This is a genomic window from Pseudomonas sp. NPDC087697 (assembly GCF_044743155.1).
In the GTDB taxonomy this organism is placed as follows: Bacteria; Pseudomonadota; Gammaproteobacteria; order Pseudomonadales; family Pseudomonadaceae; genus Aquipseudomonas.
Window position 1 is genome coordinate 56,622 of record NZ_JBIUVW010000003.1, and the last position, 25,004, is coordinate 81,625.

General features: G+C 59.5%; 26 protein-coding genes. All 26 read right to left on the reverse strand.

Annotated elements, in window-relative coordinates; all coding sequences use genetic code 11:
* Positions 1-101: 101 nt before the first annotated feature.
* The 26 genes from ACIPIN_RS03645 to fliH all read right to left on the reverse strand — a co-directional run bounded on the left by ACIPIN_RS03645 (position 102) and on the right by fliH (position 25,002).
* The gene (locus ACIPIN_RS03645) at positions 102-890 is read right to left on the reverse strand and encodes a ParA family protein (RefSeq protein ID WP_054596306.1); all 789 of its coding nucleotides are present in this window, start codon (positions 888-890) and stop codon (positions 102-104) included.
* A gap of 50 nt (positions 891-940) precedes the next feature.
* Positions 941-1,828: a flagellar motor protein MotD gene (gene motD, locus ACIPIN_RS03650; RefSeq protein WP_401115409.1), complete on the reverse strand. Its 888-nt coding sequence runs from the start codon at positions 1,826-1,828 to the stop codon at positions 941-943.
* Between the two features lie 16 nt (positions 1,829-1,844).
* Positions 1,845-2,585 carry a flagellar motor protein gene (locus ACIPIN_RS03655; RefSeq protein WP_401115412.1) on the reverse strand — a complete coding sequence of 247 codons (741 nt, stop codon included), beginning with the start codon at positions 2,583-2,585 and terminating at the stop codon, positions 1,845-1,847.
* A complete protein-coding gene (locus ACIPIN_RS03660) occupies positions 2,585-3,721 on the reverse strand; it encodes a chemotaxis response regulator protein-glutamate methylesterase (RefSeq protein ID WP_401115415.1) in 1,137 nt (378 codons plus the stop codon). Before ACIPIN_RS03660 ends, ACIPIN_RS03655 begins: the two co-directional genes overlap by 1 nt.
* A 49-nt stretch (positions 3,722-3,770) precedes the next feature.
* Positions 3,771-6,011, reverse strand: a complete 2,241-nt coding sequence (locus ACIPIN_RS03665) for a chemotaxis protein CheA (protein ID WP_401115418.1) — start codon at positions 6,009-6,011, stop codon at positions 3,771-3,773.
* Positions 6,012-6,025: 14 nt separating this feature from the next.
* Positions 6,026-6,814 carry a protein phosphatase CheZ gene (locus ACIPIN_RS03670; protein ID WP_401115421.1) on the reverse strand — a complete coding sequence of 263 codons (789 nt, stop codon included), beginning with the start codon at positions 6,812-6,814 and terminating at the stop codon, positions 6,026-6,028.
* 31 nt (positions 6,815-6,845) lie between these two features.
* A complete protein-coding gene (locus tag ACIPIN_RS03675) occupies positions 6,846-7,217 on the reverse strand; it encodes a chemotaxis response regulator CheY (protein WP_008006721.1) in 372 nt (123 codons plus the stop codon).
* A 166-nt stretch (positions 7,218-7,383) separates the two neighbouring features.
* A complete protein-coding gene (gene fliA / locus ACIPIN_RS03680) occupies positions 7,384-8,124 on the reverse strand; it encodes an RNA polymerase sigma factor FliA (RefSeq protein ID WP_007894214.1) in 741 nt (246 codons plus the stop codon).
* A complete protein-coding gene (gene fleN / locus ACIPIN_RS03685) occupies positions 8,121-8,951 on the reverse strand; it encodes a flagellar synthesis regulator FleN (protein ID WP_093417037.1) in 831 nt (276 codons plus the stop codon). Before fleN ends, fliA begins: the two co-directional genes overlap by 4 nt.
* Before the next feature lie 114 nt (positions 8,952-9,065).
* The gene (gene flhF, locus ACIPIN_RS03690; RefSeq protein WP_401115426.1) at positions 9,066-10,397 is read right to left on the reverse strand and encodes a flagellar biosynthesis protein FlhF; all 1,332 of its coding nucleotides are present in this window, start codon (positions 10,395-10,397) and stop codon (positions 9,066-9,068) included.
* Positions 10,398-10,408: 11 nt separating this feature from the next.
* Positions 10,409-12,538 carry a flagellar biosynthesis protein FlhA gene (gene flhA, locus ACIPIN_RS03695; protein WP_401115429.1) on the reverse strand — a complete coding sequence of 710 codons (2,130 nt, stop codon included), beginning with the start codon at positions 12,536-12,538 and terminating at the stop codon, positions 10,409-10,411.
* Between the two features lie 213 nt (positions 12,539-12,751).
* Complete coding sequence (gene flhB, locus ACIPIN_RS03700) at positions 12,752-13,891, reverse strand: flagellar biosynthesis protein FlhB (RefSeq protein WP_401115432.1); 1,140 nt, start codon at positions 13,889-13,891, stop codon at positions 12,752-12,754.
* Between the two features lie 3 nt (positions 13,892-13,894).
* A complete protein-coding gene (fliR, locus tag ACIPIN_RS03705) occupies positions 13,895-14,677 on the reverse strand; it encodes a flagellar biosynthetic protein FliR (protein WP_401115435.1) in 783 nt (260 codons plus the stop codon).
* A 3-nt stretch (positions 14,678-14,680) separates the two neighbouring features.
* On the reverse strand, positions 14,681-14,950 hold the full coding sequence (gene fliQ, locus ACIPIN_RS03710; RefSeq protein ID WP_262116688.1) for a flagellar biosynthesis protein FliQ: 270 nt from the start codon (positions 14,948-14,950) through the stop codon (positions 14,681-14,683).
* A 24-nt stretch (positions 14,951-14,974) separates the two neighbouring features.
* Positions 14,975-15,724, reverse strand: a complete 750-nt coding sequence (fliP, locus tag ACIPIN_RS03715; RefSeq protein ID WP_071551272.1) for a flagellar type III secretion system pore protein FliP — start codon at positions 15,722-15,724, stop codon at positions 14,975-14,977.
* Positions 15,724-16,149: a flagellar biosynthetic protein FliO gene (gene fliO / locus ACIPIN_RS03720; RefSeq protein ID WP_401115439.1), complete on the reverse strand. Its 426-nt coding sequence runs from the start codon at positions 16,147-16,149 to the stop codon at positions 15,724-15,726. Before fliO ends, fliP begins: the two co-directional genes overlap by 1 nt.
* Positions 16,150-16,611 carry a flagellar motor switch protein FliN gene (fliN, locus tag ACIPIN_RS03725; protein ID WP_401115442.1) on the reverse strand — a complete coding sequence of 154 codons (462 nt, stop codon included), beginning with the start codon at positions 16,609-16,611 and terminating at the stop codon, positions 16,150-16,152.
* A 69-nt stretch (positions 16,612-16,680) separates the two neighbouring features.
* Positions 16,681-17,649, reverse strand: a complete 969-nt coding sequence (gene fliM, locus ACIPIN_RS03730; protein WP_010456950.1) for a flagellar motor switch protein FliM — start codon at positions 17,647-17,649, stop codon at positions 16,681-16,683.
* Between the two features lie 9 nt (positions 17,650-17,658).
* The gene (fliL, locus tag ACIPIN_RS03735; protein WP_401115445.1) at positions 17,659-18,159 is read right to left on the reverse strand and encodes a flagellar basal body-associated protein FliL; all 501 of its coding nucleotides are present in this window, start codon (positions 18,157-18,159) and stop codon (positions 17,659-17,661) included.
* A 230-nt stretch (positions 18,160-18,389) separates the two neighbouring features.
* Positions 18,390-19,739, reverse strand: coding sequence for a flagellar hook-length control protein FliK (locus ACIPIN_RS03740; RefSeq protein ID WP_401115448.1), 1,350 nt, complete (start codon positions 19,737-19,739; stop codon positions 18,390-18,392).
* A gap of 104 nt (positions 19,740-19,843) precedes the next feature.
* The gene (locus tag ACIPIN_RS03745) at positions 19,844-20,188 is read right to left on the reverse strand and encodes an Hpt domain-containing protein (RefSeq protein ID WP_401115450.1); all 345 of its coding nucleotides are present in this window, start codon (positions 20,186-20,188) and stop codon (positions 19,844-19,846) included.
* A gap of 30 nt (positions 20,189-20,218) precedes the next feature.
* Positions 20,219-21,925, reverse strand: coding sequence for a SpoIIE family protein phosphatase (locus ACIPIN_RS03750; protein ID WP_401115453.1), 1,707 nt, complete (start codon positions 21,923-21,925; stop codon positions 20,219-20,221).
* 5 nt (positions 21,926-21,930) lie between these two features.
* Positions 21,931-22,239 carry an STAS domain-containing protein gene (locus tag ACIPIN_RS03755; RefSeq protein ID WP_401115456.1) on the reverse strand — a complete coding sequence of 103 codons (309 nt, stop codon included), beginning with the start codon at positions 22,237-22,239 and terminating at the stop codon, positions 21,931-21,933.
* Positions 22,240-22,388: 149 nt separating this feature from the next.
* On the reverse strand, positions 22,389-22,838 hold the full coding sequence (fliJ, locus tag ACIPIN_RS03760; protein WP_401115459.1) for a flagellar export protein FliJ: 450 nt from the start codon (positions 22,836-22,838) through the stop codon (positions 22,389-22,391).
* A 6-nt stretch (positions 22,839-22,844) separates the two neighbouring features.
* On the reverse strand, positions 22,845-24,203 hold the full coding sequence (gene fliI / locus ACIPIN_RS03765; RefSeq protein ID WP_401115462.1) for a flagellar protein export ATPase FliI: 1,359 nt from the start codon (positions 24,201-24,203) through the stop codon (positions 22,845-22,847).
* A complete protein-coding gene (fliH, locus tag ACIPIN_RS03770) occupies positions 24,193-25,002 on the reverse strand; it encodes a flagellar assembly protein FliH (RefSeq protein ID WP_401115465.1) in 810 nt (269 codons plus the stop codon). Before fliH ends, fliI begins: the two co-directional genes overlap by 11 nt.
* Positions 25,003-25,004: the final 2 nt, after the last annotated feature.

Sequence of the window (25,004 nt, forward strand, 5' to 3'; positions counted from 1 at the left end):
GAGCTGCCGAAGGCTGCGATCTTTTAACGGTTTCCAAGGTGTCACAGAGCAAGATCAACAGATCACAGCCTGCGGCAGCTCCTACAGAAAAAAGATTCACCTCAAGCCACCTGCGGAACAAGTTGTTGGGCCAGCAAGTGTTTGAGCAACGCACGATAAGCCAGGACTCCACGGCTCTTGCCGTCGAACTGCGAAGGGGTCAGGCCGGCGCGACTGGCATCACGCAGTCGGGTATCGACCGGGATGTAGCCTTGCCAGATTTCTTCCGGGTACATGTCGCGCAGCACCCGCAAGGTTCCCAGCGAGGCCTGTGTGCGACGGTCGAACAAGGTCGGCACGATGCTGAACGGCAACGCTTGTTTACGCGAACGGTTGATCATCGCCAAGGTATTGACCATGCGCTCCAGGCCTTTAACCGCCAGGTGCTCGGTCTGCACCGGGATCACCAGCTGTTGGCTGGCCGCCAAGGCATTGACCATCAACACGCCGAGCAACGGTGGACTGTCGATCAGCGCGTAATCGAAGTCCTGCCACAACTGCGCCAGGCTCTTGGCAATCACCAGGCCCAGGCCACTCTGCCCCGGCGACTGGCGCTCGAGGGTCGCCAGAGCGGTGCTCGACGGCAACAGGGAAATACGTTCGTCGCTGGTCGGCAGCAACAGCTGCCCGGGCAAGCCTTGCGGCACGCTGCCCTTGTGCAGAAACAAGTCGTAGCTGCTGTGTTCCAGGCTGTCGGGGTCATAACCGAAGTAGCTGGTCATGGAGCCGTGCGGGTCGAGATCGACCACAACCACGCGCTTGCCCGCCTCAGCCAGCAAACCGGCTAAAGCGATGGAGGAAGTGGTTTTACCGACACCACCCTTTTGATTGGCGACTGCCCAGACTCTCATTCAGACTGTTCCTCCCGGTCGAATAGATACAACCGAGAAATAGCTCAACGTTATAAGCCGGATGACGGAGAATTGACGGCACTCCCGCGTCCCGGCGACTTGACAGTCGTGGGTGCAGTTTGTGTGCCAGCACGCTTCAACGCGGCGTCCGGTTTTGCATTAGCGGTTCCGGTGCCGGTCAGGCTGCGGCGTACATCAAGATTGCGCGACACCACCAGCACCACCCGCCGGTTACGTGCACGCCCTTCGGCGGTCGCGTTATTGGCCACCGGCTGGAACTCGCCGTAACCCACCGACGCCAGACGCCCGGGGTTGACATCCTGCATGGCAAGCATGCGCACAATGCTCGCCGAACGAGCCGAGGACAGCTCCCAGTTGGTCGGGTACTGCGCGGTGCGGATCGGTTGATCGTCGGTGAAGCCTTCAACGTGAATCGGGTTGTCAAACGGCTTCAGAATCGCCGCGACCTTGTCGATGATGTTAAACGCGATATCGCTGGGCATGGCATCGCCGCTGCCAAACAGCAGGCTGGAGTTGAGTTCGATTTCGACCCACAACTCGTTGCCACGCACGGTCATCTGATTGGAGCTGATCAAATCGCCAAATGCTGCACTGATGTCGTCGGCAATGCTCTTGAGCGGATCCTTGCTGGCCTGGGCGATGCCGGCGTCGATCTGCTCGCTGTCCTTGACCAGCGGTTTGGCCGGGGTGACGGTCTTCGGACGCTCGTCACCGATGGGGATCGGCTTGATGGCACGGTCAGAGTTGGTAAAGACCCCGACCAGCGCTTCGGAAATTTCCTTGTACTTGCCTTCGTTGATCGAGGAGATGGAGTACATCACCACGAAAAAGGCGAACAGCAGCGTGATGAAGTCCGCGTAGGACACCAGCCAGCGCTCGTGGTTGACGTGTTCATCATGCTGGCGACGGCGTGCCATGGGTAATCCCTTAGTCCTAGTCCATGAAGCCCTGAAGCTTCAACTCAATGGAGCGAGGGTTTTCACCTTCGGCAATCGACAGAATGCCTTCCAGCAACATTTCGCGATAACGCGACTGCCGCAACGCGATGGATTTGAGCTTGCTGGCAATTGGCAACAGCACCAGGTTGGCGCTGGCCACACCGTAGATGGTCGCGACAAAGGCCACGGCAATGCCGCTGCCCAGTTGCGACGGATCGCCGAGGTTGCCCATGACATGGATCAGGCCCATGACCGCACCGATAATGCCGATGGTCGGCGCATAGCCGCCCATGCTTTCAAAGACTTTGGCGGCTTCGATGTCACGGCTTTCCTGGGTGTAGAAGTCCACTTCCAGGATGCTGCGAATCGACTCAGGCTCAGCGCCGTCGACCAGCAGTTGCAAGCCTTTGCGCGAGTAGCTGTCGGGTTCGGTGTCCGCTACCCCTTCAAGCCCGAGCAAACCTTCCTTGCGCGCGATGAGGCTCCAGTTGACCACGCGGTCGACGCCACCGGCCAGGTCGACACGCGGTGGAAACAGGATCCAGCCGAGAATCTGCATGGCGCGCTTGAAGGCACTCATCGGCGACTGCAACAACGCAGCGCCAATGGTCCCGCCGAGCACGATCAACGCTGCCGGGCCGTTGGCCAAGGCACCGAGATGACCACCTTCCAGGTAGTTGCCACCAATAATGGCGACGAACGCCATGATGATCCCGATAAGGCTTAAAACATCCATCAGATGCATGCCTCGGCCAGGTGCTTGCCGATATCGTCAAGACCGTAAATCGCGTCTGCCAGATCGGCTTTGACAATCGCCATCGGCATGCCGTAGATCACGCAACTGGCTTCATCCTGAGCCCAGACCGCACTGCCGCCCTGCTTGAGCAGACGCGCGCCTTCGCGACCGTCGGCGCCCATGCCGGTGAGGACCACCGCCAGAACTTTGTCGCCGTAGGACTTGGCCGCAGAACCGAAGGTGATGTCCACGCAAGGTTTGTAGTTCAGACGCTCGTCGCCCGGGAGGATTTTCACCGCGCCACGACCGTCGATCATCATTTGCTTGCCACCCGGCGCCAGCAAGGCCAGGCCTGGACGCAGGATGTCACCATCCTCGGCTTCCTTGACGCTGATCTGGCAGAGCTTGTCCAGACGCTCGGCGAAAGCCTTGGTGAAGGCCGCCGGCATGTGCTGGATCAACACGATCGGCGCCGGGAAGTTTGCCGGCAGCTGAGTCAGCACCCGCTGCAACGCCACAGGGCCACCGGTTGAAGTACCAATGGCAACCAGTTTGTAGGCTTTGCGTTTTGGTGCTGGCGACGATGTGCTGGCAGCTGACGCACGCGCAGGAATCGGTGCCGGTGCCGGACGCGCAGGCGCAACTGCACTGCTGCCGAAACTGCTGACACTCGAAGGTGCCGGCGTCGGGGTTGGTGCGGCCGCCGGGGCCGGTGCGCTGTAGGCGCTGAAACGACGGTTACTGCGCGAGATGCTGTGAACCTTCTCGCACAGCAGTTGCTTGACCTTCTCGGGATTGCGCGAGATGTCTTCGAAATTCTTTGGCAGAAAATCCACCGCACCCGCGTCCAGCGCATCGAGGGTAACCCGAGCGCCTTCGTGCGTCAGCGAGGAGAACATCAAAACCGGGGTAGGACAGCGCTGCATGATATGCCGCACCGCCGTGATGCCATCCATCATCGGCATCTCGTAGTCCATGGTGATCACGTCTGGCTTGAGGGCCAGGGCCTGATCGATCGCCTCTTTACCGTTGGTCGCCGTACCGACGACCTGGATACTCGGATCCGCTGAAAGAATTTCCGAGACGCGGCGGCGGAAAAAACCAGAATCATCCACCACCAGGACCTTGACTGCCATAAACACTCCGTTAGACGGAGCGAGGCTCAGTCGCCCCGCTCCATCAGAATCAAATACGCCGTGCGGCGTAACGCTTGAGCATGCTCGGAACATCGAGAATCAAGGCGATGCGGCCGTCACCGGTAATGGTGGCGCCGGACATGCCCGGGGTTCCCTGGAGCATTTTGCCCAATGGCTTGATGACCACTTCCTCCTGGCCCACCAGTTGATCGACGACAAAGCCGATCCGCTGAGTACCCACCGAAAGGATCACCACATGGCCTTCACGCTGCTCTTCGTGAGCAGCGGAGCTGACCAGCCAGCGTTTGAGATAGAACAGTGGCAACGCCTTGTCCCGCACGATAACCACTTCCTGACCGTCGACCACGTTGGTGCGCGACAGGTCGAGGTGGAAGATTTCGTTGACGTTGACCAGCGGGAAGGCAAAGGCCTGATTGCCGAGCATGACCATCAGCGTCGGCATGATCGCCAGGGTCAACGGGACCTTGATGACGATCTTCGAGCCCTGGCCCTTGGTCGAGTAGATATTGATCGAACCGTTGAGCTGGGAAATCTTGGTCTTCACCACGTCCATGCCCACGCCACGCCCGGACACGTCGGATATCTCGGTCTTGGTCGAGAAACCCGGCGCAAAAATCAGGTTGTAGCATTCGGTCTCGCTCAGACGATCGGCGGCATCCTTGTCCATCACGCCGCGTTTTACCGCGATGGCGCGCAAGACGTTCGGGTCCATGCCTTTACCGTCATCGGAGATCGACAGCAGGATGTGATCGCCTTCCTGCTCGGCCGCCAGGATGACTTTACCGCCACGGGACTTGCCCGAAGCTTCGCGCTCTTCCGGTGACTCGATACCGTGGTCGACTGCGTTGCGCACCAAGTGGACCAGCGGGTCGGCCAGAGCCTCGACGAGGTTCTTGTCGAGGTCGGTTTCTTCGCCGACCAGCTCCAGGTTGATCTCTTTCTTCAACTGACGCGCGAGGTCGCGAACCAGTCGCGGGAAGCGCCCGAAGACTTTCTTGATCGGCTGCATCCGGGTCTTCATCACCGCGGTCTGCAAGTCGGCCGTGACCACGTCGAGGTTCGACACGGCCTTGGACATGGCTTCATCGCCGCTGTTGAGTCCCAGACGAACCAGACGGTTACGCACCAGCACCAGCTCGCCGACCATGTTCATGATTTCGTCGAGGCGCGCGGTATCCACACGTACGGTGGTCTCGGCTTCACTGGCCGGTTTTTCAGGTGGCGGTGAAGCCGCTGCGCGGGCGGGGGCCGGGGCAGCAGCGGCAGCAGGCTTCGGCGCTTCAGCTTTTGGCTCGGGTACTTTGGCGACAGGCTTGGGTGCCGCGGCCTTGGCGACGGGTGCCGCCACCGAAGCGGCAGAACCGGTGCCGACCTCAGTGAACTTGCCTTTGCCATGCAATTCGTCGAGCAGCGATTCGAACTCGTGATCGGAGATCAGATCGCTGCCGGCGACTGCGGCCACAGGTGCCGTAGGCGCTGGAACGGCAGCAATCGCCGATTCCAGAGCATCAACGGCGAAGTTGCCTTTGCCATGCAACTGATCGAGCAGGGCTTCGAATTCGTCGTCGGTAATGTCGGAGCTGTCGCCTGCCGCTTTCGGGGCAGCCGGTGCGGTTGGCGCTACCACCGCATCGACAGCAAACTGGCCTTTGCCGTGCAGCTGATCGAGCAACGACTCGAACTCGGCATCGGTAATTTCATCGCTGCCGGCAGCCGCTTCAGGTGCCGGGGCAACGGTTGCCCCCGCTTCGGCCTGCGCCTTGACCGCGTTCAGCGAGTCCAGCAGCAGTTCGAATTCATTGTCGGTGATGTCGCCCGATTCGCTTTCAGCGGCAGGTGCTTGAACCACTTCAGCAACAGGTTGCGCCACATCGGCCGTCTGAGGCTCGGCCAGACGGGCCAGAGCCGCCAGCAGTTCCGGCGTAGCCGCAGTGATCGGTGCACGCTCACGGACTTCGCTGAACATACTGTTCACCGCGTCCAGCGCTTCGAGAACCACGTCCATCAGTTCCGAGTCGACGCGACGCTCACCCTTGCGCAGGATGTCGAACACGTTCTCGGCGATGTGACAGCACTCCACCAGCTCGTTGAGCTGGAGGAAGCCGGCGCCCCCTTTTACAGTGTGAAAACCGCGAAAAATTGCATTGAGCAGATCCGCATCATCTGGTCGGCTTTCCAGCTCAACCAGTTGCTCGGACAGTTGCTCTAGAATCTCGCCGGCCTCAACCAGGAAATCCTGAAGGATCTCTTCATCGGCGCCGAAGCTCATGTGTATGGGTGCTCCTAGAATCCAAGGCTGGAAAGCAAATCGTCTACATCGTCCTGACCGGACACAACGTCTTCTCGTTTATCGGCATGAATCTGCGGACCTTCACCCTGCGAGAGATGTTTTTGCGGATCTTTTTCAGCCAGCATCGCTTCATGGTCATGTTCGATGCCCGCAAAGCGGTCCACCTGACTGGCCATGAGCACGAGCTTGAGCAGGTTGCTTTCGACTTCGGTGACCAATTGAGTCACGCGTTTGATCACCTGACCGGTTAGATCCTGGTAATCCTGAGCCAGCAGAATATCGTTGAGGTTGCCCGAAACGACCTGCGTCTGCTCGGCGCTACGCGTCAGGAAACCGTCGACACGCCGGGCCAGTTCGCGGAACTCTTCGGCGCCGACTTCGCGGCGCATGAAACGCCCCCAGTCCGCGCTCAAGGCCTGGGCATCAGTGCTCAAACCATTGACCAGCGGCGTGCTGTTCTCAACCAGGTCCATGGTGCGGTTCGCAGCCGCCTCGGTCAGCTTGACCACATAGGACAGGCGCTCGGTGGCATCCGTGATCTGCGAGACTTCCTCGGCTTGCGGCATGTGCGGGTCAATCTGAAAATTGACGATCGCGCTATGCAGTTCGCGAGTGAGCTTGCCCACTTCCTGGTACAGGCCTCGGTCACGGGTCTGGTTGAGCTCATGGATCAATTGCACAGCGTCGCCGAACCTGCCCTTTTCAAGGCTTTCGACCAGTTCCTGGGCATGTTTTTTCAGGGTCGATTCGAAATCGCCCTGTGAAGATTCTCTTTGCTCCATAGCTCCCCCCGTGGCGCAGTGGCTCCGCACATCAACCGATGCGTTCGAATATTTTTTCGATCTTCTCTTTCAACGCCTGGGCCGTGAAGGGTTTGACCACATAGCCGTTTACACCGGCTTGAGCGGCTTCGATGATCTGCTCACGCTTGGCTTCGGCAGTGACCATCAGCACCGGCAGGTGCTTGAGCTTTTCATCGGCGCGCACGTGGCGCAGCAAGTCGATACCGGTCATGCCAGGCATGTTCCAGTCCGTTACCAGAAAGTCGATGCTCCCGCTGTTGAGGACGGGAATGGCGGTAATACCGTCGTCCGCCTCGACCGTGTTGGTGAACCCAAGGTCACGCAACAGGTTTTTTATGATCCGCCGCATCGTTGAGAAGTCATCAACGATGAGGATTTTCATGTTCTTGTCCAATTCGACCTCCAAGCAGTCTTAAACGCGCCCAGCACCTGGACGCGCCATTCAATCAATCAGGCAGAGCACTCAACGACTGTCTGGAGCACAACGGATGAAGACCGGCACAGCTTTACGCCATGCCTGTTTCGTTCGCAGTGTCCCCACACTGCTGTCAGCGCGCTCGCCACTCCCCCAAACGCCCCCGCAAACGGGCCGCGCACTGGCTGTGTAACTGGCTGACCCGCGATTCACTGACCCCCAGGACCTCACCGATTTCCTTGAGGTTCAGCTCTTCGTCGTAGTACAGCGCCAACACCAGTCGCTCACGCTCCGGCAAATTGGCAATCGCATCCGCCAGTGCAGCCTGAAAGCGTTCATCTTCCAGGTCGCGCGACGGTTCGAGATGAGCACTCGCGCCATCCTCGTGCAGCCCTTCATGCTCGCCGTCCTGCAACAGATCGTCGAAGCTGAACAGGCGACTGCCCAAGGTGTCATTCAAAATCCCGTAATAATCGTCGAGACTCAATTGGAGTTCGGCCGCAACCTCGTGATCTTTAGCGTCACGCCCGGTTTTAGCTTCAATTGAGCGAATCGCGTCACTCACCATCCGGGTATTGCGGTGTACCGAGCGTGGCGCCCAGTCACCCTTGCGGACTTCATCGAGCATCGCACCACGGATACGGATCCCCGCGTACGTCTCGAAACTCGCGCCTTTGCTCGCATCGTATTTGGTCGATACTTCGAGCAAACCGATCATTCCTGCCTGAATCAGGTCTTCGACCTGAACACTGGCCGGCAAGCGCGCCAACAGGTGATAGGCAATCCGTTTTACCAGTGGCGCGTAACGCTCGATCAGTTCGTACTGCGCGTCACGCGCCGACTTCTTGTACAGGTTGTAACCGCTGGCTGTCATAGAACCGGACCCGCAGTTTGCTGCACCAGGCGCTCGACGAAAAATTCCAGATGCCCACGCGGGTTGGCAGGCAGCGGCCAGGTATCGACTTTCTGCGCGATGGCCTTGAACGCCAGCGCACATTTGGAGCGAGGAAACGCTTCATACACGGCGCGTTGCTTCTGCACGGCCTTGCGCACGCTTTCGTCGTAAGGCACCGCACCGACGTATTGTAAGGCGACGTCGAGGAAGCGATCCGTGACCTTGGTCAACTTGGCGAACAGGTTCCGCCCTTCCTGAGGGCTTTGCGCCATGTTGGCCAGCACGCGGAAGCGGTTCATGCCGTAATCGCGGTTGAGCAGTTTGATCAGCGCGTAGGCGTCAGTGATCGACGTCGGCTCGTCGCAAACCACCAGCAACACCTCTTGAGCGGCGCGAACAAAACTGACCACCGACTCACCAATACCCGCCGCCGTGTCGATCACCAATACGTCGAGGTTATCGCCAATGTCGCTGAATGCCTGAATCAGGCCAGCATGCTGGGCTGGACTGAGGTGAACCATGCTCTGGGTACCGGACGCTGCTGGAACAATACGAATTCCGCCCGGCCCCTGAAGTAATACATCGCGCAGCTCACAGCGGCCTTCAATGACGTCGGCCAGCGTACGCTTGGGCGTGAGCCCCAGCAGGACGTCGACGTTCGCCAGCCCCAGATCGGCGTCCAGCAGCATGACGCGCCGGCCGAGCTCAGCAAGAGCCAGGGACAAGTTCACTGACACATTAGTCTTCCCGACGCCACCTTTGCCGCCGGTCACCGCGATCACCTGTACGGGATGCATGCTGCCCATGTTCTTTCTTTACCTTGTCTTGCTTAGACGCGGGCTACATGACTGGCTGCGCGCTCACTTTGGAACAATGCATGGCAGGCCATCGATGTAGATACAAATCTATTCATTATTACCTCAGCCGACACGCTTGCTCGGGCTGTGGTAGAGGTCAGCGAACATATCAGCCATGGCTTCTTCGCTGGGTTCTTCCTGCATCTGCACGCTTACGGCGCGACTGACCAACTGATGCCGGCGGGGTAAATGTAGATCATCCGGGATTCGCGGCCCATCAGTCAGATAGGCAACGGGTAATTCGTGGCTGATTGCCAGGCTCAACACTTCGCCCAGACTCGCCGTTTCATCCAGTTTAGTCAGGATGCAGCCTGCCAGCCCGCAGCGCTTGTAACTGTGATAAGCGGCGGTCAGCACCTGTTTCTGGCTGGTAGTGGCCAGCACCAGATAATTCTTCGACTTGATCCCGCGACCAGCCAGGCTTTCCAGTTGCATGCGCAACGCCGGGTCACTGGCTTGCAGGCCGGCGGTGTCGATCAACACCACACGCTTGCGCAGCAGTGGATCAAGGGCTTGCGCCAGGGACTGGCCCGGGTCGACGTGAGTCACCGAGACATTGAGGATACGCCCCAGGGTCTTGAGTTGTTCCTGAGCACCGATGCGGTAGCTGTCCATGCTCACCAGCGCGATGTTCTGCGCGCCGTACTTGAGCACATAACGGGCGGCCAGCTTGGCCAGCGTCGTGGTTTTGCCCATGCCGGCAGGGCCGACCATGGCAATTACGCCACCCTCTTCCAGCGGTTCGATCTCGGGGGTGACGATCATCCGCGCCAGGTGCGCCAACAGCATGCGCCAGGCCTGGCGAGGTTCTTCAATTTCAGTAATCAGCTCCAGAAGATCGCGCGACAGCGGGCCGGACAGGCCGATGCGTTGCAGGCGACGCCAGAGGTTGGCTTGCTGGGGACGACTGCCTTGCAACTGGTTCCAGGCCAGCGAGCCCAACTGCACTTCCAGCAATTCGCGCAGCCCATTGAGCTCGAAACGCATCGAGTCGAATGCTCGCGGGTCCACCCCGGCGGACGGTGCAGGCGCTGGAGCAGGACGCGGACGCTCGGCAAAGGTCGGCTCGATCAAAGGTTCCGCAGCGGTCAGCGGCAGGCCGGCGAACAGCTGGCGATTGGTGGCGGCGCTCGCGTCGCCCTCGCCATCGCCACGCAGGCTCAATTCGGCTTGAGCCGTGACGATCCGCGACTGGGTCTTGCGCAGCTCGTCTTCGAGTTCGATGTTCGGCACACGTGGAGCCAGCGCCGACAGTTTGTAATCCAGGGCAGCCGTCAGCTCGACACCACCGGCGATCCGGCGATTACCGATAATGGCTGCATCAGCGCCCAGCTCATCGCGAACCAGTTTCATGGCCTGACGCATATCGGCGGCGAAAAAACGCTTAACTTGCATAAACCACTACCTCAGCCGTTGGGCCCTACTGTCGCAACGATGGTCACTTGCTTGTTGTCAGGAATTTCCTGGTACGCCAACACATGCAACCCCGGGACTGCCAGACGTCCGAACCGCGAGAGCATCGCGCGTACCGGACCTGCTACCAGCAGAATCACCGGGTGACCTTGCATTTCCTGACGCTGCGCAGCTTCGATCAACGAACGTTGCAACTTCTCTGCCATGCTTGGCTCCAGCAGAACGCCCTCTTCCGAGCCTTGTCCTGCCTTCTGAAGACTATTGAGCAATATTTGTTCCAACCTTGGTTCCAAGGTGATCACAGGCAGCTCGGACTCAGTGCCTACAATGCTTTGGACGATTGCGCGCGATACACCTACACGGACGGCAGCCACCAGAGCGGCAGTATCTTGACTCTTGGAGGCATTGTTGGCGATGGCTTCGGCAATACTACGAATGTCGCGAACCGGAACCTGCTCGGCCAACAGTGCTTGCAGTACTTTGAGCAGTTGCGACAGCGAAACAACACCTGGCACCAGCTCCTCGGCCAGTTTTGGCGAGCTTTTGGCCAGCAACTGCATGAGCTGCTGAACCTCTTCGTGGCCGATCAGCTCGCTGGAATGCTTGTACAGAATCTGATTGAGGTGGGTTGCCACCACCGTACTGGCATCCACCACGGTGTAACCCAGAGACTGCGCCTGAGGACGCTGGCTGACTTCGATCCAGACCGCCTCCAACCCAAAGGCCGGATCTTTGGCGGTGATGCCATTGAGCGTGCCGTAGACCTGCCCAGGGTTGATCGCCAATTCGCGATCCGGATAAATCTCCGCCTCGGCGAGGATCACCCCCATCAGGGTCAGGCGGTAGGCGCTCGGTGCCAGGTCGAGGTTGTCGCGGATGTGCACGGTCGGCATCAGGAAGCCCAGATCCTGGGAAAGCTTCTTGCGCACGCCCTTGATCCGCGCCAGCAACTGACCACCCTGGTTGCGATCCACCAGCGGAATCAGCCGGTAACCGACTTCCAGGCCGATCATGTCGATCGGGGTCACGTCGTCCCAGCCCAATTCTTTGGTTTCCATGGCCCGTGCCGGCGACGGCAGCAGCTCCTGCTGGCGCTTGACCTCTTCCAGAGCCTGAACCTTGACGATGTTCTGCTTCTTCCAGAACAGATACGCGGCACCTGCAGCCACTGCCGCCATACTGAGAAAGGAAAAGTGCGGCATGCCCGGCACCAGGCCCATGACCGCCATCAATCCGGCCGCCACCGCCAACGCCTTTGGCGAAGCGAACATCTGCCGATTGATCTGTTTGCCCATGTCTTCCGAACCGGAAGCACGGGTCACCATGATCGCCGCAGCGGTGGATAGCAGCAGTGATGGCAATTGCGCCACCAAACCGTCACCGATGGTCAGCAACGCGTAGACCTTGCCTGCATCACCGAAAGTCATGCCGTGCTGGAAGATACCGACCGCCATGCCGCCGATCAGGTTGATGAACAGAATCAGCAGACCGGCGATGGCGTCACCGCGCACGAACTTGCTGGCACCGTCCATCGAACCGTAGAACTCAGCCTCTTGGGCCACTTCCATGCGACGCAGCTTGGCTGCGGGCTGGTCGATCAGGCCGGCGTTCAAGTCGGCGTCGATAGCCATCTGCTTGCCTGGCATCGCATCAAGGGTGAAACGTGCACTGACCTCGGAAATCCGTCCGGCACCTTTGGTCACCACGACGAAGTTGATGATCATCAAAATCGCGAAGACTACGATACCGACCACGTAGTTACCGCCGATCACCACCTCACCGAAGGCCTGGATCACCTTACCGGCGGCGGCATGGCCGTCCTGACCGTGGAGCATCACCACCCGGGTCGAGGCCACGTTCAACGCCAGTCGCAACAACGTGGCGACCAGCAGAATGGTCGGGAATACCGCGAAGTCCAACGGCCGCAAGGCGTAGACACAGACCAGCAGCACGACAATCGACAGCGCAATGTTGAAGGTGAAGAACACGTCGAGCAGGAACGGCGGGACCGGCAACATCATCATTGCCAGCATGACCAACAGCAACAGCGGCACACCCAGATTGCCTCGACTGAGGTCTGCCAGGTTGCTGCGGGCACTGTTGATTAACTGAGAGCGATCCACCGGTATTCCCCGTTCCTTGAAGCAAACTTTTGACGCCTGAAGCGGGCGCAGGCGGGCTATTGCAAGAAGCCTTCCAACTTTTGCAGAGGTTTGAAATAGAGGTTTGCGCAGGTAAAAAGATCGCAGCCTCCGGCAGCTCCTACGGGTGTACTTAAGTCCGTGTAGGAGCTGCCGGAGGCTGCGATCTTTTGATTTTCCGAGCGGTGAATCAGATCAGGAATCGCGGCGCAGATCCGGTGGAATCGGCAAATCGTCCTTGAGCGGATCCGGGCGCTTGCCCTTGCCGGCGCGGTGCTGGCGGATCTGATAGACGTACGCCAGTACTTGGGCGACCGCCAGATAGAGGCCGCCGGGGATTTCCTGGTCGAGTTCGGTGGAGTAGTAGATCGAACGCGCCAGGGCTGGCGACTCAAGCAACAGAACCTCGTTAGCCACAGCGATTTCGCGGATCTTCAGCGCCAGGAAGTCGTTGCCCTTGGCGACCAGCATCGGCGCACCGCCCTTCTCCGGGTCGTACTTGAGCGCCACCGCATAGTGGGTCGGGTTGGTGATGACCACATCGGCGTCAGGAATGGCCGCCATCATCCGCCGCTGGGACATCTCACGCTGCAACTGACGAATCCGCTGCTTGACCTCAGGACGACCTTCCTGGTCCTTGTGCTCGTCGCGCACTTCCTGCTTGGTCATCAGCAGCTTCTTGTGACTCTGGTACAACTGAACCGGCACATCGACCGCTGCAATCAGAATCAACCCGCAGGCCATCCATAACGTGCTCCAGCCCACCAGTTGCACGCTGTGGATAATCGCCTGCTCCAGCGGCTCATGGGCGATTCGCAGCAAATCGTCGATGTCCGACCGCAGCACGCTGAGCGCGACGAACAGCACCAACAGGAATTTTGCCAGAGCCTTGAGCAACTCGATCAACGCCGTGGAGGAAAACATCCGCTTGAGGCCGTTGGCCGGGTTCATTCGACTGAACTTCGGCGCCAGGCTACTGCCGGCAAACAGCCAGCCGCCCAGAGAAATCGGACCAATGATTGCCGCCAGCAGCAAGGAAAGCAGCACCGGCTGCACCGCGAGAATCGCGATTTTGCCCGAGTTCAGCAAATACAGGCCCATGGCATCCGGGGTGAGCACCACTTCACGAGGCAGCGAGAAATTCAGGCGCATGATTTCCAGCAAGTCCAGCGCCAGCCCACCGCCGTAGATCAGCAGCCCACCCGCCCCGGCCAGCATCACCGCCAAGGTATTGAGCTCTTTGGAGCGGGCGATCTCGCCCTTTTCACGGGAGTCCTTCTTGCGTTTGTCCGTGGGGTCTTCCGTCTTGTCCTGACCGCTCTCGCTTTCAGCCATGACTCAGCGCGCCTGTGCCATATCACGCAACAACTGTAAGGCCTCGGTGGCCAACGGTTGATACTGATTGAGAATGTCCCCCAGGCTGACCCAGAAAATCACCAGGCCCAGCACCAGGGTCAACGGAAAACCGATGGAGAAGATATTGAGCTGCGGTGCCGCGCGAGTCATGATTCCGAAGGCAATGTTGACCACCAACAGCGCGGTGATTGCCGGCAATACCAGCAGCAGTGCCGCGCCCAGTACCCAGCCCATCTTGCCGGCCATTTCCCAGAAATGATTGACCAGCATGCCACTGCCCACCGGCAGGGTCGTGAAGCTTTCCGTGAGGACTTCAAACACCACCAGATGGCCATTCATGCCCAGAAACAGCAGCGTCACCAGCATCGTCAAAAACTGCCCGATGACTGCCGCCGACACACCGTTGGTGGGGTCGACCATGGACGCGAAGCCCATGCCCATCTGGATCGAAATGATCTGCCCGGCCACCACGAACGCCTGAAAGAACAGCTGCAAGGAGAACCCCAGCAGCGCGCCGATGAGGATCTGTTCGGCAATCAGCAGCAGACCACTCAAATCCAGCGGATTGACCTGCGGCATCGGTGGCAGGCCCGGCGTGATGACCACCGTTATCGCCAGTGCGAAATACATCCGAATACGCCTGGGCATCAGGGTCGTGCCGAAGACCGGCATGGTCATCAGCACCGCGCCCACCCGGAACATCGGCAACATGAAGCTTGCCACCCAGGTACTGATTTGCGCGTCGGTCAGCGCCAGCAACGACATGGCTTAGCCGATCAACTGCGGAATACTGGTGTACAAGCGCAGGATGTACTCCATGAACGTTTGTATCAGCCAAGGACCGGCAACGATCAGGGTCACCAGCATCACCAGCAAGCGCGGCAAGAAACTCAGGGTCTGTTCGTTGATTTGGGTGGCAGCCTGAAACATCGCCACCAGCAGTCCCACCAGCAAACTCGGAACCACCAGAATGGCGACCATCATGGTGGTCAGCCAGAGCGCTTCCCGGAACAGGTCTACCGCAACTTCAGGAGTCATATCGCCCTACCCGCCCACAAGGTTCTAAACGCCACCGAAACTGCTCGCCAGTGTACCGATGATTAATGCCCAGCCATCCACCAGCACAAACAGCATGATCTTGAACGGCAGCGAAATGATCAGAGGCGAGAGCATCATCATGCCCATGGCCATCAGCACACTGGCAACGACCAGGTCGATGATCAGGAACGGGATGAAGATCATGAAGCCGATCTGGAATGCGGTTTTCAGTTCCGAGGTCACGAAGGCCGGCACCAGAATGGTCAACGGCGCCTGATCCGGCGTAGCGATGTCGGTGCGCTTGGACAGACGCATGAACAGCTCAAGATCGCTGCTGCGGGTCTGCGCCAGCATGAAGTCCTTGATCGGCACTTGCGCCTTGGCCACGGCATCCTGAGCCGTAAGTTTCTCGGCCAGATAAGGCTGCAAGGCATCCTGATTCACCCGATCAAAGACCGGCGCCATGATGAACATGGTCAGAAACAGCGCCATGCCGGTGAGGATCTGGTTCGACGGCGTCTGCTGCAAGCCCAGGGCCTGACGCAGAATAGAGAAGACGATGATGATCCGGGTGAAGCTGGTCATCAGCATGACGAACGCCGGAATGAAACTCAGCGCGGTCATGATCAGCAGGATTTGCAGGCTGACCGAATATTCCTGAGCGCCATTGGCGTTCGTGCCCAGGGTGATCGCCGGAATCGACAGCGGGTCGGCGGCGAACGCCAACGGCGCAGCCAGCATCAGAACCAACGTCAACAGGATGCGCAACGGCATTACTTCTTATCCTTACCTAACAGCTCCATCAGGCGCTGGGCAAACTCAGGGGTCGCTTGCTCGGTACTGGGAACCTGAACCGGCTCCTTGAGCACATGCAACGGGGTGATGGTGCCGGGGGTCAGTCCGAGCAGAATCTGCTCGTTGCCGACTTGTACCAGTACCAGACGATCACGCGGCCCCAAGGCGCGCGAACCGATCAGCTCGATCACTTGCCCTTTGCCGGCAGGACCCGCCTGCTGAACGCGGCGCAACAACCAGGCGAGGAAGAAGATCAACCCCAGTACCAGCAATAAACCCAGCACCAGCTGAGTCAACTGCCCGGCCGCGCCACTGCCGACCGAGGGTGTCGCGACCGCCGCTACCGGTTCCGCCGCCCACGCACTGAGCGGCAAGGCCAGCAATATGCCGAGAAACGCCTTCACTCAGCGCAGCTTCTTGATGCGTTCGCTTGGGCTGATCACGTCGGTCAGGCGGATGCCGAACTTCTCGTTGACCACCACCACTTCGCCGTGAGCGATCAACGTGCCGTTGACCAGTACGTCCAGCGGCTCGCCGGCCAGACGGTCAAGCTCGATCACCGAACCCTGGTTGAGCTGCAGCAGGTTACGAATGTTGATATCGGTGCTGCCGACTTCCATGGAGATCGACACCGGGATGTCCAGAATCACGTCCAGGTTAGGACCGTCAAGGGTCACTGGCTCGTTGTTCTTCGGCACGCTGCCGAACTCTTCCATCGCCAGACGATTGGAGGACGACGAGGTCGCTGCATCGGCGGCCAGCAAGGCGTCAATGTCGTCCTGCCCGGCATCACCCGTCTCTTCAAGGGCCGCAGCCCATTCATCGGCCAGAGCCTGGTCGTCCTGGGTATTCATATCGTTAGCCATCATTTGTCCTCGGCGGGCAACCATTCAATTGGAAGCCGTCATTTAAAAGCGAATGTGTACGAGCGCCGATCAGCGGCGCTCGATCGGCTCGATCACTTGCAACGCCAGGTTGCCCTTGTGGGAGCCCATTTTGACCTTGAAGGCCGGCACGCCGTTGGCGCGCATGATCATTTCTTCCGGCATCTCGACCGGGATCACATCCCCCGGCTGCATGTGCAGGATGTCCCTAAGGCGCAATTGGCGACGGGCAACCGTGGCACCGATCGGCACGTCGACGTCCAGCACGTCCTGACGCAAGGCATTGACCCAACGCTCGTCCTGATCGTCGAGGTCCGACTGGAAGCCGGCATCGAGCATTTCGCGGACCGGCTCGATCATCGAGTAAGGCATGGTCACGTGCAGATCGCCGCCACCGCCATCGAGTTCGATGTGGAAGGTCGAGACCACCACCGCTTCGCTCGGCCCCACGATGTTGGCCATGGCCGGGTTCACTTCCGAGTTGATGTACTCGAAGTTGACTTCCATGATCGCCTGCCAGGCCTCTTTCAAGTCGACGAAGGCCTGTTCCAGCACCATGCGCACTACGCGCAATTCGGTCGGGGTGAATTCACGACCTTCGATCTTGGCGTGACGACCATCACCACCGAAAAAGTTGTCCACCAGCTTGAAGACCAGCTTGGCGTCGAGGATGAACAGCGCGGTACCGCGCAACGGCTTGATCTTGACCAGGTTGAGGCTGGTCGGTACGTACAGCGAGTGCACGTACTCGCCGAACTTCATCACCTGCACACCACCGACAGCGACGTCCGCCGAACGCCGCAGCATGTTGAACATGCTGATGCGCGTGTAACGGGCAAACCGCTCGTTGATCATTTCCAGGGTCGGCATGCGTCCACGGACGATGCGATCCTGACTGGTCAGGTCATAGCTTTTGACACTGCCCGGTTCAGCAGCGTTGTCGGTCTGTACCAGACCGTCATCGACACCATGCAACAGCGCATCGATCTCATCTTGGGACAGCAGGTCCTGCACGGCCATGTCGTGTTCCTACTGCAGTACGAAATTGGTAAAGAGCAACTGGTCGATAACGACTTTGCCGACTTCCTTCTGCGCCACTTCCTGCACACTGGCAGTGGCTTTCTGGCGCAGCATTTCCTGACCGACCGGGGTCGCCAGAGTATCGAAACTCTGCCCGGAGAAGAGCATGACCAGGTTGTTGCGAATCACCGGCATATGCACTTTCAGCGCATCCAGATCCGCCTGATTACGCGCCTGCAGGGTAATGCTCACCTGCATGTAGCGTTGACGGCCACTCTGGTTGTAGTTGGCCACAAAGGCTGGGGCCATTGGCTCATAAATCGCCGCCGGCTTGACGTTGCTGGCGGCTTCGGCCGCTGGCGCGGGCTTGCTCTGAGCACTGTGCATGAAGTACCAGGTCGCGCCCACGGACAGGCCGATCGCCAGCAGCACGGCCAGCACAATCACGAGAATAAGCTTGAGTTTGCTTTTCCCGGCGGGGTCTTTCACTGCTGCTTCGCTCTTCGCCATGCCAATAATCCGTCACTATTCGAGTTTTCACAGTTACACGGCAAGGCAAGAGCAAGTGTTATGCCAGAAGTGTCGGGAGGGGAAATGGCGGGGATTGAGCGCAATCTACAAAACACCACAAGACCAATGTGGGAGCGAGCTTGCTCGCGAAGCAGACACTGCGGTTTATCTGTTAAACCGCGTTATCGTTCTTCGCGAGCAAGCCCGCTCCCACAGGGTCCTGTGTTTGATCAGGCGTAATAGTCGACTGCGCTGGAGCCAATGACGCTGGTGGTGCTGGCGGTCGCTTCAGCCACGCTCATTGGCGACTCTTCATCCGCCGAGCCCAGGCGACCACCGCTGGCACTGGTGGACCCGCTCTGACCTTGCTGAGCCTGCTGCTGTCCCTGCCCTTGCCAACTGCGGGACTGGTCGGACACATTGACGTCGACCTGCCCCATGCCTTGCTCGGCAAACATATCGCGCAAACGATGCATCTGCCCTTCCAGCGCCTCCCGCACCGCGACATGGGCGCTCATGAAGGTCACTTGAGTCTGCTGATCGGGAACCATGTTCACCCGAATATCCAAGCGTCCCAACTCAGCCGGTTGAAGCTGAATATCGGCAGCCTTGAGGTTGGCACTTGACAGATACATGACCCGATTGACTACTTCCTCGGTCCAGCCGCTCTGATGCATGGCGATCGGTTGATTCACCGGCAATGCATTCGCGGTCTTCGGCGTGGCGGCCTGGGTCAGCGCCGCCAGACGGTTGGCAAAATCGTCAACGCGAGTGTCACTGGTCGCCGACTTCAGATCCTTGAGTCCTTCATCGATCAACCCACTGAAGGACTTTTCTCCACCCTGGCTGGTGCTGTCCTTGCCGGTTTGCACGTCAAGCATGCTTGCCATGCCATTGGCAAAGTTCTGCGCCGCGGTTGGCTGACTATCGGCCTGATCCAGCGCCGCTTTTGTCGGGGACTGACTGGAAGCCGAAACGTGCCCACTTTGCTCCAGCGCCAGACGCAAGGCCGGCATCGCGTCCAAAGGATCAGATGCAGGATCGAACGCGGGATCAGTCGCGGGCGTAGCCGGCGCAGGCGTCACCGTGGCCGCAAGCGCCGCGTCGACCTGAGGCAAGGGCTGGGCCTGAGACACCACTGGCGGTGTATGTGGGTCTGGTGTGGGCACGGGCGTCGGCGCCGGCTGCACCGCCTGCGCCAATGCTGGATCGAGAGCAGGGTCGACCGGAGTGCTATCAGCCACCGGAGCATCCGTGACCTTTGCGTCGGCGCTTGCGGCCTTATCTCCAGTAGTCGCAGTTTTGTCGGCGGGCAAGGATTTGCCGCTATCGGCAACCGTCGGTTCCGGGGCGGCAGACTTGTTGTCCGACGACACTTTGTCACGCGCAGACTTGCCGGTCCCATCAGTGCTTGACGCAGGAGTAGCTTGCGACTGTTTGGCGTAGACCTGAGAAAAGCTTGCGGCCTTATCCCTGGGCTCTGCAGTCGTTGCCGGGGCATTGACAGACACGTTGGCAGACGCAGCCTGAGTCTGGGCCTGCGAGGCGGCCTGAAGAAGCATATTCGGGGCGAGGGGCATAACGGTCTCCGCTGCACTGGGATCGTAGGTACAGTTGAGAAACAAATTGCAAGGGTCGAGCCAAGTTTGATCAAAAGCCGAAAGAACCTGCAACGATGATACTTTCAATAATGAAAACGCTGGCGCTCTGCTTCGTAAAGCGGCCGGACAATAGCGAATTCGCCGTCGATTTCTCCGACCAGTTTTTCAATGCCGAAGGTCTGTTTTTCCCTGGCTCGCAACTCCAGCTCACTGCACAACTCAGCCAGGCGTCTGGCGCCCATATTGCTGCTACTGCCCTTGAAGCTGTGGGCGGTACTGAGCAATTGATCGGGGTCTTGGGTTCTGCGCAGCTGAGTCAAACGCTCTTCGGAGTCCTGAAGAAAAGTATCCAGAAGTTTCGGGTACTCATCCTCCATCACTTCTTGCAGCGCGTTCAGCACTTCGTGGTCCAGATGAATGTCAGTCACTTGCTCGCTCCTTGATCAAGAATGTGCGGATTATGCCTGAGCCTCCCAGGAAAACTCCACGCGGGCACGCCGGCCGTTGTCCGACCAACTGGCGTTGTGGCTCAATTGGCGGACCAGATTCACTCCGCGACCCGACAAGCGGCCGCCATCAACAGGTCGAGCCATCACCTGTTGCACGTCGAACCCCGCGCCACTGTCTTCAACTTCCACCACCAGACAGCCACCCGCACCTTGCGGCGACACTTGCAAATGCACCCGCAGATAGCCGTCCTCAAGTGCGTCCAGGCGCGCATTACGCTGCTCGTAATACCGAGCGAACCCGGATGCATCGCGCTTGAGGCTCGAATCCAGCCCCAGCACACCATGCTCCAGCGCATTGGAATAGAGCTCAGCCAGCACGCTGTAAAGCGCCCCGCTTTGCACCCGCAGCCCATGCACCTCAAGCAACAATTGCAACAGATAAGGCAACGGATTGAAGCGCTTGAGCGTGTCCGCACGAAACTCGAAACTCACCGACCAGTCCAGCGGAGAGGACTGGCCACTGTCGGAATACACCATCGCCGGAGGACTGAGTTGTGCGGCTTCGAGCAGACTGACCTCAACCATGCTGACGTCATCGCGCGCTTCGCCCCGAAAGTCCCGCAACGCCCGTTCAATATCCTCGAACAACCGTTCTGGCTGGCGATTGTCGGCAAACACCCGCTCTAATCGCTCGACACCAAACAGTTGCTCATTGGCATCACAGGTATCGATCACACCGTCCGACAACAGAAACACCCGGTCGCCGAGGGCCATCGGGAACACTTCAGTGCAATCATCAAAGGCTTGCGGGCTCAACACACCCAGCGGTAGATGCCGTGCCAGCAACGTGGTGCGCTTTCCGCTGGCGATGTCATGCAGATAGCCATCCGGCATACCGCCGTTCCAGACTTCCACAGAACGGCGCTGAAAGCTCAGGCACAGCAGGGTCGCGCAGCAGAACATATCCACCGGCAGGATACGCTTGAGCTTGGCGTTCATCTCGCGCAGCATTTCCGCCAGACCGTACCCCTTGGCGGTCATGCCGTAGAACACTTCCGCCAGCGGCATGGCGCCGACTGCCGCCGGCAGGCCATGACCGGTGAAGTCCCCCAGCAGCACATGCATATCACCGGCAGGGGTGAATGCAGCGAGCAACAGATCGCCGTTGAACAACGCATAAGGGGATTGTGAATAACGAATGTTGGGGGCACTCAGGCAACCGGAGTGAGCGACCTTGTCGAACACAGCCTTGGCCACCCGCTGCTCATTGAGCAGGTAATCATGGTGCCTGGCGATCAGATCGCGCTGCTCCAGAACTGTCGCCTGCAACCGCCGCAAGCGGTCCATCGCCTTGATCTTGGCGCCCAGGATCACCCGGTTATAGGGTTTTGCCAAAAAGTCGTCACCACCCGCCTCCAGGCAACGCGCCAAGGCCTCGCTTTCCGTCAGCGAGGTCAGGAAGATGATCGGCACCAGGGTTTCGCCAGCCAGCAGCTTGATCTGCCGCGCCGCTTCGAAACCGTCCATCACCGGCATCATCGCATCCATCAACACCAATTGCGGACGCTGCTGCTGATACAGCTCGACCGCCTCGGCGCCGTTGGCCGCCGTCAACACCTCATGCCCCTGACGACGAACAATACTCGACAGCAACAGGCGATCGGCCGCGCTGTCTTCAGCAATCAGCACCGTCAGCGGCTCGGGTAGCGTCGACATGACGATCAACTGATGTCGAACAACTTGTCGAAATTGGAGATGGCGAGGATTTTCTTCACATCGGAACTGCTGTTGACGACGCGAATATCAGAGTTATCGCCACCGGCGTGATCACGCAGCAGCAGCAACATACCCAGCGCCGAACTATCGAGGTAAGTCGCTTCTTTCAAATCGACCACCACCGAGTTTGGCATCTGCCCGTCAGGGCGCTCGTAGGATTCACGAAACTCCTGATGCTTGGCGAAATCAAACCGCCCCTTGACCGAAATCGTCAGTTTTTGCCCATCCGCGGATACTTCTGTAACGACTGACATGCTACGGCTTCCCTGTCATTGGCAACGTGTAGAAGGTTTAGCACTTGCGGGGAGCGTGAGCAAGGTCAAAAGATCGCAGCCTTCGGCAGCTCCTACATTGACCGCATGCAAATCCGATCCCGAAGGCTGCGATCTTTTGAAACCAGCACTCAATACGGGTCGTGGCGCGGCAAGCGCTGGGAAAGCTCATCGAGCAGCTTTTGCTCACGCCGGTCGTCGAGCTGACGGGCTTCGTCGACGTAGCGCTGCACCAGCTTGCGCAACCCTTCAACCCGGGCAAAAGCCTGCTGCCAGGCTTCACGCGCCTTGTTCAGGTTGTTCTGGTGCCAGTCCAGGCTTTGGCGCTGCTGATCGATAGCGGTTCCAAGCTGCGCGAGAAAACCTTGATACCCCAACAACCATTGCCCCGAGACGCCGTGGCTGCCGCGTTCGATCCATTGTTCCTGATACTCGAGGCGAAAGTTTTCAAGGTCAGCGAGCTTGCTCTCGGCCAACCGCACCTGGCCCTGGAAGTGCCCCAGGCGCTGGACGGCGGTCTTTTCGGCCTTTTCAGCCATATCGACCACGGGCGTCAGGCGCGCTGACCGGCTCAGGGCCATGAGGTGTTAGCCGCCAGCCGCCGGGGCGAAGATCGAGGCAAGATACGCCTCGCTCTCACCCAGGCTGATGCTGTCGTTCAGGCCCTGACGCAAGTACTTGGCCAATTGAGGCTGCAACGAGATCGCCAGATCGGTTTCCCGATCGCCGCCCGCCACATAGGCGCCGACGCTGATCAGGTCGCGACTTTGCTGATAACGCGACCAGAGCTGCTTGAAGTACTGCGCACGCGCCATGTGGTCCGCAGTGACCACCGACGGCATGACCCGGCTGATGGACGCCTCGATGTCGATCGCCGGGTAGTGCCCCTCTTCCGCCAGGCGCCGCGACAGGACGATATGCCCGTCGAGCACGCCCCGCGCTGCGTCGGCGATCGGGTCCTGCTGATCGTCACCTTCGGACAGTACCGTATAAAACGCGGTGATCGAGCCTCCGCCCGCCTCGGCATTACCGGCGCGTTCCACCAGTTTCGGCAGCTTGGCGAATACCGACGGCGGATAACCCTTGGTCGCTGGCGGCTCGCCGATGGCCAGGGCGATTTCCCGCTGCGCCTGAGCAAAACGGGTCAGGGAGTCCATCAGCAACAACACGTTCTTGCCCTTGTCGCGGAAATACTCGGCGATTCGCGTGCAATACATGGCTGCGCGCAAACGCATCAGTGGCGCATCGTCCGCCGGAGACGCAACCACCACGGAGCGCTTGAGCCCTTCTTCACCGAGGATGTGCTCGATGAACTCCTTGACCTCACGACCCCGTTCGCCGATCAGCCCGACCACGATAATATCGGCCTCGGTGAAGCGGGTCATCATACCCAGCAGCACACTCTTGCCGACGCCGGTGCCGGCGAAGAGGCCGAGGCGCTGACCGCGACCGACTGTCAATAATCCGTTGATGGAGCGAATACCCACGTCGAGCGGCTGGCTGATGGGGTCACGCTTGAGCGGGTTGATGGTCGGACCATCCATCGGCACCCAGTCTTCGGCCTTCATCCCGCCCTTGCCATCCAGCGCACGGCCGGCGCCATCAAGTACGCGCCCGAGCATGCTCATGCCCATCGGCAAGCGACCGGTATCGGCCAAGGGCACAACCCTGGCGCCTGGGGCGATGCCCGCGACACTGCCGACCGGCATCAGAAACACCTTGTTGCCGGAGAAACCCATGACTTCGGCTTCGACCTGTACCGGGTGATAACTGTCGTCGTTGATCACCATGCAGCGGCTGCCCATGGCTGCGCGCAGGCCCTCCGCTTCAAGCGTCAGGCCCACCATGCGCAGCAAGCGCCCTTCGAGGATCGGTTGACCGGGCAACTCGGTGGCATGCGCATAAGTACTCAGGCGCTTGCCGAAGCTGGTGCGATCAAGGCGCATCAGCGATTTCCGGCTCTGGCTCAAGCGCTGCGGCAGACGGTTTTTCGCTGACGGGAAGTTCCAGCGTCATATCCGCCTCGGCCGGGTGCAACGCCTGGTCGTGCAACTGATCGAACAGCTTGGCCATGATTTGCGTGATGCGGGTTTCTACTGTCGCGTCGATGCGGCTGTGCTCGGTCTCGACCCGGCATCCACCCGGCAACATGGCTTCGTCTTCGACGATACGCCAGGTCTCTTCATGGCGCTCGCGCAATGCCTTGACCTGCTCGAAGTCCTGCGGATTGATGTACAGACGCACATTTCCGACGCCCAGCGGCAGCAGTTTCAGGGCTTCGCGCATGACATGTTCGATTTGCGTCGAGTCGATGGCCAGTTCGCGCTGAATCACCTGTTTGGCGACGTGCTGGACCAGACCGACCAGGGACTTCTCGATCTGCGTATCTTGTTCGGCAATCGGCTCGAACAGATTGCTCATCAGCAATTCAAGGCTGGCGAGCTTCGCGCTCAGGGCCACGTCAGCTTCCTGACGAACCTTGAGCGTGGCGCTGTGGAAACCTTCTCTCTCGCCCGTGGCGAAGCCTTCGTTGTAGGCTTCCTGACGAATACTTTCGAGTTCTTCGAGGGTCAGTGGCTGGACTTCCTCCAGCGGCACTTCCTCCATCTCCGGCGGTTCTTCTACCAGTTCTGGCTCAGGCTCCGGGACGTACGGGTCGAAGCTGGGCAACGACCAGATATCGAAACCACGGACATCACGCGCACGGATCAGGTCGGTGGGCGAATCATCACTCTTGGATGCCATGG

Bases quoted from the DNA above. Each gene is read 5' to 3' on its own strand.
- ACIPIN_RS03645 (WP_054596306.1), bottom strand. From the start codon at position 890: ATGAGAGTCTGGGCAGTCGCCAATCAAAAGGGTGGTGTCGGTAAAACC.
- motD (WP_401115409.1), bottom strand. From the start codon at position 1,828: ATGGCACGCCGTCGCCAGCATGATGAACACGTCAACCACGAGCGCTGG.
- ACIPIN_RS03655 (WP_401115412.1), bottom strand. From the start codon at position 2,585: ATGGATGTTTTAAGCCTTATCGGGATCATCATGGCGTTCGTCGCCATT.
- ACIPIN_RS03660 (WP_401115415.1), bottom strand. From the start codon at position 3,721: ATGGCAGTCAAGGTCCTGGTGGTGGATGATTCTGGTTTTTTCCGCCGC.
- ACIPIN_RS03665 (WP_401115418.1), bottom strand. From the start codon at position 6,011: ATGAGCTTCGGCGCCGATGAAGAGATCCTTCAGGATTTCCTGGTTGAG.
- ACIPIN_RS03670 (WP_401115421.1), bottom strand. From the start codon at position 6,814: ATGGAGCAAAGAGAATCTTCACAGGGCGATTTCGAATCGACCCTGAAA.
- ACIPIN_RS03675 (WP_008006721.1), bottom strand. From the start codon at position 7,217: ATGAAAATCCTCATCGTTGATGACTTCTCAACGATGCGGCGGATCATA.
- fliA (WP_007894214.1), bottom strand. From the start codon at position 8,124: ATGACAGCCAGCGGTTACAACCTGTACAAGAAGTCGGCGCGTGACGCG.
- fleN (WP_093417037.1), bottom strand. From the start codon at position 8,951: ATGGGCAGCATGCATCCCGTACAGGTGATCGCGGTGACCGGCGGCAAA.
- flhF (WP_401115426.1), bottom strand. From the start codon at position 10,397: ATGCAAGTTAAGCGTTTTTTCGCCGCCGATATGCGTCAGGCCATGAAA.
- flhB (WP_401115432.1), bottom strand. From the start codon at position 13,891: ATGGCTGAAAGCGAGAGCGGTCAGGACAAGACGGAAGACCCCACGGAC.
- fliR (WP_401115435.1), bottom strand. From the start codon at position 14,677: ATGTCGTTGCTGGCGCTGACCGACGCGCAAATCAGTACCTGGGTGGCA.
- fliQ (WP_262116688.1), bottom strand. From the start codon at position 14,950: ATGACTCCTGAAGTTGCGGTAGACCTGTTCCGGGAAGCGCTCTGGCTG.
- fliP (WP_071551272.1), bottom strand. From the start codon at position 15,724: ATGCCGTTGCGCATCCTGTTGACGTTGGTTCTGATGCTGGCTGCGCCG.
- fliN (WP_401115442.1), bottom strand. From the start codon at position 16,611: ATGGCTAACGATATGAATACCCAGGACGACCAGGCTCTGGCCGATGAA.
- fliM (WP_010456950.1), bottom strand. From the start codon at position 17,649: ATGGCCGTGCAGGACCTGCTGTCCCAAGATGAGATCGATGCGCTGTTG.
- fliL (WP_401115445.1), bottom strand. From the start codon at position 18,159: ATGGCGAAGAGCGAAGCAGCAGTGAAAGACCCCGCCGGGAAAAGCAAA.
- ACIPIN_RS03740 (WP_401115448.1), bottom strand. From the start codon at position 19,739: ATGCCCCTCGCCCCGAATATGCTTCTTCAGGCCGCCTCGCAGGCCCAG.
- ACIPIN_RS03750 (WP_401115453.1), bottom strand. From the start codon at position 21,925: ATGTCGACGCTACCCGAGCCGCTGACGGTGCTGATTGCTGAAGACAGC.
- ACIPIN_RS03755 (WP_401115456.1), bottom strand. From the start codon at position 22,239: ATGTCAGTCGTTACAGAAGTATCCGCGGATGGGCAAAAACTGACGATT.
- fliJ (WP_401115459.1), bottom strand. From the start codon at position 22,838: ATGGCCCTGAGCCGGTCAGCGCGCCTGACGCCCGTGGTCGATATGGCT.
- fliI (WP_401115462.1), bottom strand. From the start codon at position 24,203: ATGCGCCTTGATCGCACCAGCTTCGGCAAGCGCCTGAGTACTTATGCG.
- fliH (WP_401115465.1), bottom strand. From the start codon at position 25,002: ATGGCATCCAAGAGTGATGATTCGCCCACCGACCTGATCCGTGCGCGT.